Annotated in this window: 19 protein-coding genes; 3 read left to right on the top strand and 16 right to left on the bottom strand. The window is 22.7% G+C overall.

Features of this window, described 5'->3' with window-relative positions:
* Nucleotides 1–117: 117 nt before the first annotated feature.
* From nusG to pyrH, 9 genes are all read right to left on the bottom strand, one after another.
* Nucleotides 118–726 carry a transcription termination/antitermination protein NusG gene (gene nusG, locus NPA14_RS00420; RefSeq protein WP_373456858.1) on the bottom strand — a complete coding sequence of 203 codons (609 nt, stop codon included), beginning with the start codon at nt 724–726 and terminating at the stop codon, nt 118–120.
* 6 nt (nt 727–732) lie between these two features.
* Nucleotides 733–945: a preprotein translocase subunit SecE gene (secE, locus tag NPA14_RS00415; RefSeq protein WP_257076021.1), complete on the bottom strand. Its 213-nt coding sequence runs from the start codon at nt 943–945 to the stop codon at nt 733–735.
* The gene (gene rpmG, locus NPA14_RS00410) at nt 945–1,094 is read right to left on the bottom strand and encodes a 50S ribosomal protein L33 (RefSeq protein WP_257076019.1); all 150 of its coding nucleotides are present in this window, start codon (nt 1,092–1,094) and stop codon (nt 945–947) included. Before rpmG ends, secE begins: the two co-directional genes overlap by 1 nt.
* A 53-nt stretch (nt 1,095–1,147) precedes the next feature.
* The gene (locus NPA14_RS00405) at nt 1,148–1,747 is read right to left on the bottom strand and encodes a hypothetical protein (RefSeq protein WP_257076018.1); all 600 of its coding nucleotides are present in this window, start codon (nt 1,745–1,747) and stop codon (nt 1,148–1,150) included.
* Complete coding sequence (gene rlmB / locus NPA14_RS00400) at nt 1,741–2,448, bottom strand: 23S rRNA (guanosine(2251)-2'-O)-methyltransferase RlmB (RefSeq protein ID WP_257076017.1); 708 nt, start codon at nt 2,446–2,448, stop codon at nt 1,741–1,743. The genes NPA14_RS00405 and rlmB overlap by 7 nt, the downstream gene beginning before the upstream one ends.
* Before the next feature lie 33 nt (nt 2,449–2,481).
* The gene (locus NPA14_RS00395) at nt 2,482–3,738 is read right to left on the bottom strand and encodes a class I tRNA ligase family protein (protein ID WP_257076016.1); all 1,257 of its coding nucleotides are present in this window, start codon (nt 3,736–3,738) and stop codon (nt 2,482–2,484) included.
* A gap of 36 nt (nt 3,739–3,774) precedes the next feature.
* On the bottom strand, nt 3,775–4,746 hold the full coding sequence (locus NPA14_RS00390; RefSeq protein ID WP_257076014.1) for an ECF transporter S component: 972 nt from the start codon (nt 4,744–4,746) through the stop codon (nt 3,775–3,777).
* 97 nt (nt 4,747–4,843) lie between these two features.
* Nucleotides 4,844–5,395, bottom strand: a complete 552-nt coding sequence (gene frr, locus NPA14_RS00385; RefSeq protein ID WP_257076013.1) for a ribosome recycling factor — start codon at nt 5,393–5,395, stop codon at nt 4,844–4,846.
* Entirely contained in the window at nt 5,395–6,111 is a 717-nt protein-coding gene (gene pyrH / locus NPA14_RS00380) for a UMP kinase (protein WP_257076011.1), read from the bottom strand. The genes frr and pyrH overlap by 1 nt, the downstream gene beginning before the upstream one ends.
* An 87-nt stretch (nt 6,112–6,198) precedes the next feature.
* Between pyrH and NPA14_RS00375 the strand changes: the two genes are divergently transcribed.
* The 3 genes from NPA14_RS00375 to NPA14_RS00365 all read left to right on the top strand — a co-directional run bounded on the left by NPA14_RS00375 (nt 6,199) and on the right by NPA14_RS00365 (nt 9,126).
* The gene (locus NPA14_RS00375; RefSeq protein ID WP_257076010.1) at nt 6,199–7,116 is read left to right on the top strand and encodes a phosphatidate cytidylyltransferase; all 918 of its coding nucleotides are present in this window, start codon (nt 6,199–6,201) and stop codon (nt 7,114–7,116) included.
* An 86-nt stretch (nt 7,117–7,202) separates the two neighbouring features.
* A complete protein-coding gene (locus NPA14_RS00370; protein ID WP_257076009.1) occupies nt 7,203–8,036 on the top strand; it encodes an HpyAIV family type II restriction enzyme in 834 nt (277 codons plus the stop codon).
* Nucleotides 8,020–9,126 (top strand): site-specific DNA-methyltransferase, encoded by a 1,107-nt coding sequence (locus NPA14_RS00365; protein ID WP_257076007.1) that lies wholly within the window; start codon nt 8,020–8,022, stop codon nt 9,124–9,126. Before NPA14_RS00370 ends, NPA14_RS00365 begins: the two co-directional genes overlap by 17 nt.
* 285 nt (nt 9,127–9,411) lie before the next feature.
* Here NPA14_RS00365 and gatB read toward each other — a convergent pair whose 3' ends face one another.
* Genes gatB through NPA14_RS00330 form a run of 7 tightly spaced genes read right to left on the bottom strand, consistent with a single transcriptional unit; the run spans nt 9,412 to nt 15,449 of the window.
* Nucleotides 9,412–10,836, bottom strand: coding sequence for an Asp-tRNA(Asn)/Glu-tRNA(Gln) amidotransferase subunit GatB (gatB, locus tag NPA14_RS00360; RefSeq protein WP_257076006.1), 1,425 nt, complete (start codon nt 10,834–10,836; stop codon nt 9,412–9,414).
* Complete coding sequence (locus tag NPA14_RS00355; protein ID WP_257076004.1) at nt 10,829–12,163, bottom strand: amidase family protein; 1,335 nt, start codon at nt 12,161–12,163, stop codon at nt 10,829–10,831. The genes gatB and NPA14_RS00355 overlap by 8 nt, the downstream gene beginning before the upstream one ends.
* Nucleotides 12,163–12,465 (bottom strand): glutamyl-tRNA amidotransferase, encoded by a 303-nt coding sequence (locus NPA14_RS00350; RefSeq protein ID WP_257076002.1) that lies wholly within the window; start codon nt 12,463–12,465, stop codon nt 12,163–12,165. Before NPA14_RS00350 ends, NPA14_RS00355 begins: the two co-directional genes overlap by 1 nt.
* Nucleotides 12,443–13,342 carry an RluA family pseudouridine synthase gene (locus tag NPA14_RS00345; protein ID WP_257076000.1) on the bottom strand — a complete coding sequence of 300 codons (900 nt, stop codon included), beginning with the start codon at nt 13,340–13,342 and terminating at the stop codon, nt 12,443–12,445. Before NPA14_RS00345 ends, NPA14_RS00350 begins: the two co-directional genes overlap by 23 nt.
* A 32-nt stretch (nt 13,343–13,374) precedes the next feature.
* Nucleotides 13,375–13,962 (bottom strand): SMC-Scp complex subunit ScpB, encoded by a 588-nt coding sequence (gene scpB, locus NPA14_RS00340; RefSeq protein WP_257075999.1) that lies wholly within the window; start codon nt 13,960–13,962, stop codon nt 13,375–13,377.
* On the bottom strand, nt 13,952–14,713 hold the full coding sequence (locus NPA14_RS00335; RefSeq protein WP_257075997.1) for a segregation/condensation protein A: 762 nt from the start codon (nt 14,711–14,713) through the stop codon (nt 13,952–13,954). Before NPA14_RS00335 ends, scpB begins: the two co-directional genes overlap by 11 nt.
* Nucleotides 14,706–15,449, bottom strand: a complete 744-nt coding sequence (locus NPA14_RS00330; RefSeq protein WP_257075995.1) for a 1-acyl-sn-glycerol-3-phosphate acyltransferase — start codon at nt 15,447–15,449, stop codon at nt 14,706–14,708. The genes NPA14_RS00335 and NPA14_RS00330 overlap by 8 nt, the downstream gene beginning before the upstream one ends.
* Nucleotide 15,450: the final 1 nt, after the last annotated feature.

The following is a 15,450-nucleotide window of genomic DNA, read 5'->3' as shown; positions in this document are numbered from 1 at the left end:
TACTCATAAATTTATTTAAATTATTTAAGGGAAGGAGTAATATACTCTTGGAAATCCAACAAAGTTGAATAATCATCTTAACTTAAGATGCATTAAAATAATTATAATACAAAAAAATTATTTATCAATATTTTTTAAAATTTTAAATTCAAAATAAACTGGTATTTTTTTACCGTTAGATTCGATTTCAATTTCCGCTTCTCTTTTTTGATTATTTAAACTTATAATTTTACCAGTTTCGCCTTTAAAAGGACCTGCTGTAACTTCAACAATATCACCTTCAAAAAATTCATCTTCAAAAATACCTAGTTGAAAATCTCTCATATATTTTTCTTCCTTATTGAAACTTTTCTTTATTTCTCTTAAAGATACAGGTGTTGGTTTGGCACCTTTCCCTGATGAACCAATTAATCCTGTTACGTATTGAGTATTACGTATTACGAATCAAGCCTTATCAGTCATATCCATATGTATAAAAATATATCCACTATAAATATTTATATATTTAACTTTATATGGTTCGCCTTCTTCACGTTTTTTTAATTCTGTTTTAGAAATAGTCGGTTTTTTAAAAATCTTAAAAGGTCCTTCAGTTGTGGCGTTCATATCAAATGATTCTTGAACCTGTTCGCTAACAATTCTATTTTTTAAAGCTTCAACTACTTGATCCTCTTTACCACTAACAGTACTTATCATATATCATGAATATTTTTTTTGTTCCATCATTAACTCCTAATTAAATCCTACAGCATTTCAAATTAAAGTTAATACTGTAGCTACTATTACTACAAAAGCGACAAAAAGACTTGAAAAAATAATAACTTGTAAAAAAGAGGTTCAATTTGTTTTTTTTGATGGTCATCTAACCCGTTTAATTTCTTTAATTCATTTACGAAAAAAGTATTTTTTTTCTTTTTTAGATGCGTTTTTTAAACTATTTTTCATTATTTTTCCTCTTTGTGCAAAGTATGCAATTTACATTTAGGGCAAAATTTTTTAATTTCAATTCTTTTAAGATTTTGTAAGCTTTTATTTGTTACGTAATTAAAGTTATAACAATTAGCACAACTTAATTTTACTTTTCTTTTTTGCATATAAAAATTATACCTTGTTTAATTTAAAAAAGCCCATAAAGGACTTTTAATAATTATATATTAAATTTATATTTATCACCATAATAAGCATTTAATTTCTTTAACATTTTTTTACGCCATAAATTTATCTTTTGAGCAGATATATGTTTATTTTTATTTTTTAAATAATTTAAATAAAATAAATCATCTTCATTTAAAAGTTTTTTTAATTTTAAAAAATCTTCTTTCTCAATAGAACTAAAAATATCTTTCAGTGCATCTATATCTTCAATAAAACTAAAATCTTCTATATCATAATCTACACATTTGATGTTTCTCTTTTTAGCATTTCAATATTTAACCTTATTAATTGCATATAATCTTGAAGTATTATTAAGATATGTTCAAAAATTTGTTTTATTAAGATTAGGATCATAATTTTTTAAAATTTTCTTTAAATCGAACAAGAAGGAATTATAAATATCGAAAGAATCTATCAAATTTGAATGGTATTTAGATAAAGTAAATTTAATATTATTTTGTAAATCTTTACCATATACATAGTGTATAAGTCTAATTAATTGATCTAATTTTAAAGTATCAAATATATTTTTTAACAGATTATTATCTTTGCTATTTATAGCTAAATTGAATTTTTCAAAAATTTCTAACAATTATTTTCCTTTGTTAATTCATATAATAAAATTCCTGTTGCCACAGAAACATTTAATGATTGAACTTTTCCAAATTGTTTAATGTATATTACTTGATCCGACATTTTTAAAACAGGAAGACTTATTCCTTTTTCTTCGTTACCAACAATTAAAACATTTTTTTCATTAAATTTAACTTTTTCTAAGGTAATTGCTTTTTCAGATAAAGCAGTGGCAAAAATTCAATAATTATGTTCTTTTAATTTTTTAATAACGGCAGAAATATTAGCAACTTTAGCAATTTTTATATCAATAAAACCGCCGGAAGAAATTTTTAAAACAGTTGCCGTAATATCAGCAGAGCGATCTTTAGGAATTATTATATGTTTTATACCAAAAGCATTAGCTGTTCTAATAATTGCGCCTAAATTATGTGGATCTTGAATATGATCTAAAATTAAAATATTTGAAGGTTTATCATTAAAAAAAGTATTTATATCATAAATAGGAAAAAATTTTAAAATTGCAATTATCCCTTGATGATTTTCTTTTGTCATATTATCAAGAAATTGTTTGCTTTTTTTCTCTATTTTAATTTTAGTGTGTGAAAGTTTTTGCAGTAATTTAATATTTTCATAACTTATGAAAATTTTTTCAATTTGAAAATTATTATCAATAGCATCAAAAACGCTGTTTCTTCCACACAATATTAATTTTTCCATAAAATACCTTCCGTTTTTTTGTCTTTTGTTTAACTAAATTAAATTAGCATCAATTAAAATTTGTCTTAAATTATCAGCTTTGCTATATTCTTTTTGTTCTAAAAATTCCTGTCATTTCTTAAATATTTCAATATGTTTTAAATATTTATTTTTATCTGTTAATTCACTGTGGAATAAATTGAATATCTTAAAGAGAACAATTTTATTTTCAATATCATTTTCCTTATTAATTAATTTAAACAATTCATTAATTAAAAAATTATACTTAGCAAAATCTTGATTATATACCGATAATAAAATATCATTATATTTTTTATTATTTATTAAATTATCATTATCAGTATTAACATCTAATTTATCTACAAAAAATTTAAAAATGAATTTTTTGTATTTATTTTCTATTTGTTGCATATTAGAAATCAATTCATCTGTAATATTAATTGGAGCAGTTATTTTACTATTAAAAAATAATAATTTTAAAATTGCAGGTCCATATTTATTTAAAAAATCTTTTGCTAAAATAACATTACCCAAAGATTTAGACATTTTTACACCTTCTAAATTTATTTGGCCAGTTCTTAATCAATTTTTGCAAAGATTTTTATTATATAATGATCAATGTTGTATGTTTTCATTTTCATGGTGCGGAAAAGTTAAATCCATACCACCGCCGTGAAAATCTAATTCTTCTTCAGCAAAATGTTTATCTATCAATGCCACACATTCAGTATGTCAACCTGGACGACCCTTACCAAAAGATGAATTAAACTGGATACCTATATTAGTTTGTTTTCATAAAGCAAAATCTGCTTCAAATTTTTTTGCTTTATATTTATCTTCAAAAATCATATTACTTAATTTTTGATTAGAAACATTACCATATGCTTTTATATTTTTTTTAACATCGAACCAAACATTTTGATTTTCATCTAAATAAGCATTTTTTGATATTACTAATTTATTAATATAATTGTCAATCAAAGGTAAATTATCTGTTACTTTTTCTAAATTTGTAATTGTATTAATATTCAAAATATTTAATAATTCAAGATATTTATTAGTAAAAAAATTACTTATTTCTTTTTCGTTTTTATTTTCTTTTATTGCTTTTTCAATAATTTTATCATCTATATCTGTTATATTGTGAATGAATTTGAAATCATAATTTAATTCTCGGGCAGCTTTTAATATTAAATCGAAAGTTAATACCGGTCTTAAATTACCAATATGAACATGATTATAAACTGTTGGTCCACAAACATAAATTTTTAGCATCTTATTATTTTTCATTTTACTCCTAAGAAAATCTAGCAAAAAAATAACGGCTTAATACGTAATGCCATTATTTTTATTAATTAATGGATTAATAATGTTATATGTAAAAAATATTACTATCATATTTACTCAAATTTTTACAGGTGAAAGTATTGTATGAGTAAAAATATAAACAAAAATACTATTAGTTCCTGTTGAATTAGAAAAAGCATCCGCTAAAGATAAAATAGGCACATTAACTAATTCAATAAATGCTGAAAATACTACAATTGGTACAATTATAAAGAAATGACGTGCTTTCATTTTAAATCTGGCAAATCATAAAAAAATAATCATTGCACCAAAACCAGTTATCATTAACATTGTTAAAACAAATCTATTTTTAATAATACCCGAAGTAATTTGCAAGTCACTTACTTGTGTATAAATTAATCAAATAATTAAAAAGATAATTAGCATTAAAAACAAAGTAGCTATTGTAACGTTAAAATTTAATAATGTTCCTCTAGTTCCTACTATTCTAATTTTTTTTCTTTTTTCACCAAAATTTAATATTTTGTTTAATATTTTTTTTATTTTTTTAGAATCTGGATTGGTTAATTTTAATTTAATTAGTTGTTTATTTAAAAGAATAATTTTTGTTTCATAAACAGTATCTCTAAAAGCTCCTCCAAAATAATAGTGAAATAGTTTTAAAAATAATCAACCAATAATTCCCGCAATTATTCCATTAGAAGCCGTAGCTAAAGTATATAAAGGATTATAGTTAGTTGGCAAAAATAAAAAACTTATCAAATCACTCAATAAACCAACTAATCCACCAACAATAGGTCCGAAAATAAATCCTGTTATTTTCACAGGCAAACCAATAAAACTAATTTTAAAAGAAGGATAAGAAAAAAATGGCATTATTCCAACTGATATAACAAGAAAAACTACAGATATTGCTATTAAAATACCAACAAAAGAAATTTTTCTAATACTTCATTTTTTAAATAATTTTCCGCCTTCTAAATTAAACATTTGGCCCTCTCTTATAATTTATATAAATTATAATACTTAATTATTTAAATAAAAAATAACAAAGTATTTAAACTTTATTATTTAAATTTTTTAAAGATTAAATAGTTAATAATTCTTTTTCTTTATTTTTAGTTAATTGATCAATATGAGCTATTTTTTCATCAGTTAATTTTTGAATTTTATCCAAATAATTTCTTTGAAGATCTTCTGATAATTCTTCATCCGCTTTAATTCTTTTATTAACATTTTGACGAGTATTTCTAATACCAACTTTAGCTGATTCTGTAAATTTATTTAATCCTTTTACTAATTCTTTACGTTTTTCAGTAGTTAAAGGTGCAAAAGTTAATCTAACTTGATTACCTTCATCAGCAACTGCTACATTTAAATTTTCAGCTAAAATTACTTTTGTAATTTCTTTATTAATTGAAACATCATAAGGTTTAATTAATAATTGTTGTGCTTCGGGTACGCTTATATTAGCAAGTTCTTCTAAAGAAGTTAAACTATCATAATAATTAATTTTTATACCTTTAACTAATTGTGGATTTGCTCTTCCAGTAGAAATTTTTGAAAGTTCAAAAACATAATGATCTAAAACTTTTTGTGCTTCTATATCGAATTCATAATTATATAATTCAAATTCCATTATTTAATCACCTCCGTGAATTTAATTTCATTTTTTAATACTTTAACAATTGAATTTTTCTCTAATATATTAAATACTATTAGATTAATATTATTATCTCTTGCCATGCTTGTAGCGGTTAAATCCATTACCTGTAATTTTTTTTCCAAAATTTCATCATAAGTAATTTTTTCATAATGTTTAGCGTCAGCGTTGGTTCTTGGATCTTTATCATAAATGCCATCCACACCATTTTTACCCATTAAAATTACTTCTGCTTTAATTTCTGAGGCAAATAAAGTTGCCGCAGTATCAGTAGTAAAATATGGTCTACCAGTTCCACCAGCGAAAATTACTACTTCACCTTCTTGCAAATATTTTAATGTTTTTTCATTCACATAATTTTCTGCTACTTTTTGATCTATCATTATTGAAGATTGCACTCTCGCCTTAATACCAACTTTTTCAAAACCACTTCTTAAGGCTAATCCATTCATAATTGTTGCAAGCATACCTATATAATCAGCTCTATTTCTAGGAATACCATTTCTTTCCGCGCTTACTCCACGTCAAAAATTACCTCCTCCAACTACAATAGCGACTTGCACATTTTCATCAATAACCGTTTTTAATTGTTTTGCTATGTCTTCAACTAATTCATAATCAATTGCTAAACTTTTATCTTTATTAGCTAAACCTTCACCTGAGAGTTTGACTAAAATTCTTTTATACTTCACATTTTCCCCTATATTGTGTATTTTTTTAAATTATATTTAATTTTAAATATAATAAGCAAAATAATTCAAGTTGTTATAATTTATATTATGAAATTACTAAAAGAAAGAATCATTCCAGCATTAATATTACTTGTTGTTTCTTTAGGAATTGTTATACCTCTTTCTATATTTTCGCCCATTTATTATGAAAGTAGAATAATAACTTTAGTTTTTATAAGTTTTATTACTGCAATTTTTAGTTATGAATTTTTTAAAGCAATGCGTTTAAAAAATATTTTTATTTATTTGTTAACTTTATCTTTAGTAGCTAGCATTGTTTTTCCTCTTACTAACTTAATACAAATACATCAGAACAATTTTCAACAACCTTTTGATACACGACAAATTATTATTTTTATACAAAATATTGCACAAAGTTGAGAAACAATAATTATTATTTTAACTGTTTCATTAATATTTTTTATTATTGAAAAAGTTACTAGAAAATTAACTTTTAATGATTTATTATTAAGAACTTTTTATGTGTTATTTACTTCGTATTTATTTTCTATTGTCATGAAATCATTTATGATTTTTCTAGATTTTGATTATAAACTATGATTAATTCCTCTTGCAATTGCAATTAGTTATGATACTGGTGGTTTTTTTGCAGGTAAATATTTAGGCAAAAAAATTATAAAAAAATCTTTTGCTCCTATTATTTCTCCTAATAAAACATGAGAGGGTTTTATCTTTGGATCGCTTATAGCAATTATTATTGCCAGTGTTTTAACTTTTAGTTTAAATCTATTCCAAATGCATAATTATAGTTTAATAAAACAAATTATTTTTGTGTTATTAGCACCATTAATTGCTGCAATAGGAGATTTATATTTTTCTTTAATCAAACGTTTGAATGGTATCAAAGACTATTCAAAAATTCTTCTAGGTCATGGCGGATTTTTAGATCGTTTTGATAGTATTTTGTTTATTTTATTCTTTATTTTTATTATTTGTATGTTTTAAAAGTTAATATTTCTAAAATACTTTTAATAAATTTATTATTCTAAATATTTTTATATTATTTTATTTAATTTCATTAAAAGGAAATTATGTATATCAGTTATGAACAATTCATCAAAAAATTAGAAGAAAAAATTAAAATAGAAGATACAGAATATAAAAAATTGATTGAAAATATTATAAAATATCCTGAAAGATATACAGGAGAATTTAGATTAACTAATTCTAAAACTAAATTAATACAAAATTTAACACAAAGTCAAGAAATAAGATTTGGAGATTTTTTAGTAAACATAATTGAAAATTATTTTTTGATTAATAAATATAATAAATTAGAAAAAAGGATTATTAATAATAAAGAAATTTTATTTATAGACCATTTATTTGAAAAAAATAATCAAATTTTTATGATTGAACAAAAAATAAGAGATGATCACGATAGTACTAAAAAAAGAGGGCAATTAGATAATTTATTTAAAAAATATGATTCAATTTCTAAAATTTATAAAGATAAAACAATATATGTTTTTATGTGATTTTTAGATGCTAGTTTAAGAAAAAATAATAAATATTATCAAAATCAAATTGATATTTTTAAAAAAGAAAATAATAATATTTATTTATTTTATGGAAATGAACTATTTAATTTTTTAAAAATGCAAAAAATGTGAGATGAATTATTAAATCATTTAAAAAGATATAAAAACGAAAAAGATAATGAAGTAATTTATATTCCTGATTTCGATAAATCCACTGAAATTTTAAAACAATTAATTGTTTTAAAAGAAAAATTATGAAACAAATTAATTTCTAGCGATGAAAAATATAAAAATTTAAGAAAAGAATTTTTCCCAAATAATATAAATATTTCTAAGGCAAAAAAATTAAGAAACCAAAAGGAAAAAAATGATAGATGTAAATAAAATAATAAATGATGATAGCATAAAAGTATTAAAAAAATTACCATCAGAAAGTATAGACTTAATATTTGTTGATCCTCCATATTGAATGAGAACAAAAGGTAAATTATTAAGAGTAGATGGAACAGAATTTAATGGTGTAAAAGAGGAATGAGATAAGTTTGCAACCTCACAAGATTATAATAATTTCACAAGAGAATGATTAAAAGAATGTTATCGGATACTTAAAAAAAATGGTTCTATTTGAGTTATAGGAGGAATGCAATGTATTTATACTATTGGTGGAATAATGCAAGATTTAGGTTATTGAATTTTAAACGATGTGATTTGACAAAAAACTAATCCTACACCTAATTTTAAAGGTACTAGATTAACAAACAGTCATGAAACTTTAATTTGAGCCACCAAAAGTTCTAATTCTAAATATACTTTTAATTATAAAACAGCTAAAGAATTAAATACATTTATAGAGAATTTTAATAAAGGAAATCGTAAACAATTAGGTTCAATTTGAAAATTTCCAGTAGTAAACGGTAAAGAACGTTTAAAAGATGAAAATAATAAAAAATTACATAGCACACAAAAACCGGAATTATTACTTTATTATATTATTAATATCTCATCAAAAATAGGTGATATTATTTTAGATCCTTTTGCCGGAACAATGACAACAGCTAAAATAGCAAAACAAACAGGAAGAAATTATCTTATGATAGAAAAAGATCCAAAATATTGCTATTTTGGACAAAAAAGAATAGATCAAACTGAAATTAAAATAGACAAAATAGAAAATGCTTTTTGAGATCAAAAAGCACCTAAAGTAGTATTTAAAGATCTTATAAATAATAATTATTTAACGCCAGGAGAAATATTTTATTTAAAAAATCAAGAAGAATCCAAATTTATACTGACTGAAGATGCTAAATTAAAAATAGATAATCAAATTTTAGATATTCATAAGGCTGCAGCATTGGCTAATAATAGTAAAAGTGAGCGTTTGAATGGATTTAACTATTGATTTGTTAAAAGAAATAATCAAAAAGTGGCTTTGAAAGAAATTAGAGAAATTTACAGAAAAAATAAAAAAGAATAAATATAGTTTCTAATATCTTTAGATTACAAATTAAATAAAAAATCTTATTTAATTTGTAATCTAAAGATATTTTTTATAAAAATCATCGTTTGTTACAACATAGCAAATCTTTTTTCTCAGTTAAAAAAGATTTAGTTTAATGAATTTAAAAAATATAAATAAAATAAAAAATACGTTTTGTGATATATTCAAAACGCATAAAAAAATTAGAATAATTATTTTAAAAATAGAAATTAAATATTTTTAATAGTTTTTTATTTAATATTTGCTTAATCTAATTTAGTATTAATTATTTTTCTTTTTATTTTTTAAAAATTCGATTACTAAATCATTAGTAATTTTAGGATTAACTTGACCATCAGATAATTTCATTACTTGACCTAAAATTTGTTTTATAACTCTTTCAGGTCTTTTATTATAATCATTCAACATTTCATCTTTAAAACTTTTTAAAATAAATTCATTTATTTTATTTTTATCGCTTATTTGTTTTAAATTATATTTTTCTACTAAATCTTCAATATTTTCCTGATCAAAATTTGGTAATAAAGTAATTAATTTTTTAAATGATTTTCCTGAAATAATTTCTTGATCTAATAAATTTAAAGCTTGTTCTATATGAATAGTTTTTATATTTAAATCAATTACTTCTTTATTTAAACTATTTGCCAATTGAACTATTTCTGCAAAAAATAATTTTGCTAGTTTTTCTCGATCTTTATAATTTATTGAATCAAAATAGTTTGCTAAATTAATATTGTTTATCAAACTATTAATATAAATAGTATTGATATTTTCATTTTTATAGCGTTGCTCTTTAATTCAAGGTAATTCAGGTATAGAAATATTATTAAGAAAATCATTACTCAATTTAATAAACGGAATGTTAGGTTCTGGAAAATATTTATAATCTACTTCGCCAGTTTTAGTTCTCATAACGATGTTAGTTTGAGTGTTTTCATCAAATCTTTTAGTTTCTTGTAAAATCGGTATATTAGTTAAAATATTTTTAGTTTGCAAATTTATTTCATATTCAATTGCTGTTTTAACATTACTAAATGTATTCATATTTTTTATTTCTACTTTAGTACCAAAACCATTATATCCATGCGGTCTTAGAGAAATATTTAAATCAGCTCTTAAAGAACCATTTTCCATTTTAGCATCTGAAATTCCCAAAGTCAAAGCAATTCTTTTTATCATATCGATATAAGCTATTGCTTCTTCGCTTGATCTTATTACTGGTTTAGTTACTATTTCTATAAGTGGTACTCCTGCTCTATTATAATCTAACTTGGTAGTATTTCCTTGGTGGTATTGTCTTGCTGTATCTTCTTCTAAATGAATTCTTTCTATATCTATTATTTTATTTATTCCATTAATATTTATATTTAATTTACCATTTTTTCCTATTGGTCTATAAAATTGTGTAATTTGATAACCTTTAGGTAAATCAGTATAAAAATAATTTTTTCTATCAAAATGTAGCTCATCATCAATTTGCATATTTAACGCTTTAGCTAACATTATGGCAAATTTAACTGCTTGTTTATTAGGTAAGGGTAAAGTTCCAGGATATCCTAAATCAATTTGATTAATCGTTGTATTAGGAACAGCATTAAAATCATTTTTAGAAGGTGAAAACATTTTAGTTTTTGTATTTAATTCTAAATGAATTTCAATTCCAATAATTACTTCAAAATTATTCATAATGTTCCTTATTTCTAATAATAAATTCTTCTATTCATAAAGCATATGATAGTAATTTTTCATCTTTATAAATTTGAGCATCTAAAGCTAAATTAATTGGTAAATTATTAATTTTAACAAATGGTAATGTAATAGATGGATTACCAGTCAAATTTGATGATGTTAAAATATATTCCATATAATCATAATTTTTTTCTCTATTTTTTATTAACGGCGCATATGAAGCATAGGCAGGATAAATTATTAAATCATATTGAGAATGCAAATTATCAAAATAATTTTTTATTTTTCTACGTGCTTTTTGCGCTTTTATAAATAATTCTTCTTGATTTTTTTGATAAAGGAAAAAACTTCCTAATGTTAATCTTCTTTGAACCATTTTCCCAAAACCTTCTGTTCTTGTATTTGTCATTATTTCTTCTCAACTATTACCATCTTTTCTATTACCAAAAGCAATACCGTTTAAATTAGCTAAATTAGATGATGCTTCAGAATAAGAAATAATTTCATAAGTTGGTTTTATCGCTCTTAAAACATCAATATCAGGATCAACTATTTCAATTTCTAAATTATCAATATTTTTTAAATCTTTGGTAAATTTTTCTCATTTAATTTTTAACTCAAAAGACAAATAATCCACGTTAAAAATGGCAATCTTTTTTGGTTTTGTCTTTGTTATATTTGATATATCTACATCAACAGTTGTGAAATCTTTTTCATCCTTGCCATATAAAATTTGTGAAATCAAAGCAATATCATTAACATTATGCGCAAAATAAGCTACAGTATCTAAAGAAGAAGCATAAGCGAATAATCCATATCTACTTATTGCGCCATATGATGGTTTAAAGCCTACTTTGCCACAAAAACTTGCTGGTAATCTTACACTATCACCTGTGTCAGATGCTAAAGCAAAACTTACATTATTTGTTAAAGTTGCTATAGAACCTGATGATGACCCACCAGCTAATCTACTATTATCTAAAGGATTTTTGATTAAACCATGTGCGCTAAAGGTTCCTGTTCCGCCTAAGGCTAATTCATCGCAATTAACTTTAGCAATTGGCAAAGCTCCATCTTGAAGTAATTTTTCTACTACAGTAGCATTATAAGCAGGATAAAAATTTTCTAAAATTTTGCTTGATGCAGAACTCTTTGCAAAATTAGTTGCATAATTATCTTTAATAGTAAAAACAGCTTCTGTTAATCGATTATTGTTTTTTTCAAATTTTATTTTTTCATGTAATAATGTACTAACTGAATTATTATTATCATTTTGTAATTCTTTATAAGCATTATTTCAGTTACCTTTTTGTTTGAGTTCCATTATTTAACCACCTTTTGAGTTAATATATAGTCCTTGTCTTTAGCAAAAGCATTATTTAATATATCTGTTTTTTCAATAGCAAAATTATCAGATGGTATATCTTCTCTTAAAAAATCATGTTTTAGATTTTCATTTATATGTGTTAAAGGTTGAACATTATTTAAATTTAGATTATCGAGTAATTTTAAATTATTTTCAATATTCTCTCACTCTATTAGAATCTGATTTATCACATCTTCGTTAGGTTTTAACATAATAGAACTTACGATTTCAACTAATTTATTTTTTTCAATGTTTTTCATTAGTTTCCTTTCAAGGTACTTTGGAATTAAATTCTTTTTTATTTAAATATTTAAGTTTACCATCTAAATTATGAAAAATTATTGTTTTACAATGTAAATATAATCTATCAGATAATTTACCTGAATATTTTTTATCTCCTAAAATAGGAAAACCAATAGTTTTTAAAGATAATCTTATTTGATGTTTTTTACCCGTTAAAATTTTGGCATATCAAATTTTATTTTTTCTATAAATATATGTTTTAGCTGTAGTTAGATTTTTATCCGAAGTTTCTTTAGCTTCTAAATAATTATTTTTATTATTTCAAATAAATAAATTAATTTCTCTATCTGGTCCATTATAATCTGATTTAAAAGTGTAAATTTTGTCAAAAAATTTAGTTTTTTTATTTAATTCAGCTAAAGAATAATAATTTTTAGCATACAAACATATTCCACTAGTTTCTTTATCTAATCTACCAATATGACTCGGTTTAAATTCATTATTATTTTTATCATTGTAATCTAAATATTTTAATACTTGAAGATCTAAATTATTAGCATCTGAATGCATACTAATACCTTTAGGTTTATCAACTATTAAAATATTGTTATCTTCATAAATAATATTAAAATCAATAGAAATATTTTTAAAGTTGAGTTTTTGTTTATTTTTTATTTCCTCTGGGAAATATATTTCGATAATATCGTTAAAATATATTTTTTGTTTTTCATTATTTGTTCTTTTACCATTAATTTTTACATCTTTTTTTCTTATTATTTTATAAATTAAATTTAACGGATAATTACTAAATATTTCTTTTAAATAATTTAAAAGTTTTTTTTCATCATTATTTAAAGTAACTATATATTTTTTTCAATTAGATTGTTTATTCATTATTTTAAATAATAAAAGTGTACTAAGTACACTTAATTGTTGAAATTATTTTCATTTCTTTGACTGTCAAAAAGATTAAAATCTTCGTGTTCATTTTCGAAACCATCTATATAATTAAATTCAGTTAATTTAGGTAATTCATTCATAGATTTAATTTTAAAATAATCATAAAATTTATTAGTTACACCATATAAAACAGGATGCCCAGGTGTAGGACTTACACCTACTTCTTCAATAACTCCTTTTAATAATAAAGTATTTAATACCTGATCGCTTGCAACACCTCTTATATTATTAATTATTGAACGAGTAACCGGCTGTTTATAAGCAACTATTCCTGCTACTTCTATTGCAGCATTAGAAAGACGATGTTTTTTAACTACTTGTACCATTTTTTGAATATATTCTTTATATGTTTCCCTTGTAGCTAATTTATAAATTTCATTAAATTCAACAACTTTTAACGCGGTTTCTCTAGAGTTGTAAATTTTTATAAAATCATTAATAACTTTTTTTGCTTCCGCTTTATTTTTTAAACCAAATATTTCTCTAATTTGTTCTAAATCCAACCCTTCATCACCTTGCACATACAATAAAGCTTCAATAATATTATTTTTCATAGTTTTCACCTTTTTCAAACGTTATAATGCCAAATTGTTCTTTTTGTGTTAATTTAATAATTTGTCTTCTAGCTAAATCAAGAATAGCCATTAGTGTAATTACAAAATGATTTAAAGAAGGCTGATTAAAAATCATTTCAAAAGTTACATTTTCATTTTCATCAAATAAATTTAATATGTAAGGAATTTGATCTTTAGGTGTTAAGTTGAAATGTTCTAATTTAGTTTTTTTTAACTGATTAGCAAATGATCTTTCGAACATTTTTCTCAAAACTGTAATTAATTTTAATGGATTGCTGTGACCTTCTAATAATGATTTATCGTCATCAATTAAAAATTCATCCATATTACTAGATTTTTTTATAAATATTTCTTTTCTAAACCCTTCTTGTTCTCTAAGCGCTTTAGATATTTCTTTAAATTGTTGATATTCATATAAACGAGATAAAATTTCTCTTTTGTCTTCTTCTATTTCTGGTTTTTCTTCTGGAGTATACAAGAGCATTTTAGTTTTTAATGCCAACAAAGTGGCAGCCATAACTAAATAATCTCCAGCAACATCTATTTCGTTTTCTTTCAAATTATCAATTATTCTAAGATATTCTGTGGCTAATTCAGCTAAATCTACTGACATTATATCAATATTTTTATCCTGTACTAAAGCTAGCAACAAATCCATTGGACCATCAAAATTTTCTAATTTGATATCATATTTTTTATCTTGAGTCTCATATAAACTTATTTTAGACATTATTAAATTCATCCTCAATTATTTTTTTTACTTTGTTTGCTAAAGCATCACTGTTCATAGTGATAAAATTATTAGGTTTTAATGGGGATAAAAATTTTACTGTTATATTTAATTTGTGTTTTCTTTTTCTATTTAAAGCATCCCTAGTATCACTAATTGCAACTGGTATGATTGGCAAATATTGATTAATAGCTATTTTAAATGCACCAGATTTAAATTCTCCTAAATTATTTTCTTTTACTCTTGTTCCTTCAGGAAATATAATACCCAGTGTATGATTATTTTTAATAAATGTACCAAAATTGTTTAAAGTTTTTATAGCTTCTCTGAAATTTTGTCTGTCAATAAAAAATGAATCTGTTAATTTAATTGCTGCAGTTGCTATTTTAGATTTTTCTAATTCTTTTTTTGCTAAAAAAGTTGGAATTTTTATAGGCACACCAGTTTCTTCGGTTTGTTTTTCTAAAGCTTTAAGTAATAAAATAGGATCAATATTTGATTTATGATTTGCAACTAAAATTGCTTGACCTTTAGGAACATTTTCATATCCTTTAACTATTAATTTAATACCATACAATCATAAAAATAATTTAACTTTTTTAGTTAATCATGTAATTCTTTGTTGAGGATAGTAATGTTCTGGATATTTTTTATATTTTCTAGCATAAACTCTTATTCTTCATAAGTTAAAAATTAACATAGGAAAAGATAATATAAGTTTCAAAATAAATTTCATT

Origin of the sequence: Mycoplasma sp. 1018B (genome assembly GCF_024582675.1) — a bacterium.
GTDB lineage: Bacteria > Bacillota_I > Bacilli_A > Mycoplasmatales > Metamycoplasmataceae > Mycoplasmopsis.
This window is presented reverse-complemented; position numbering and strand designations above follow the sequence as displayed.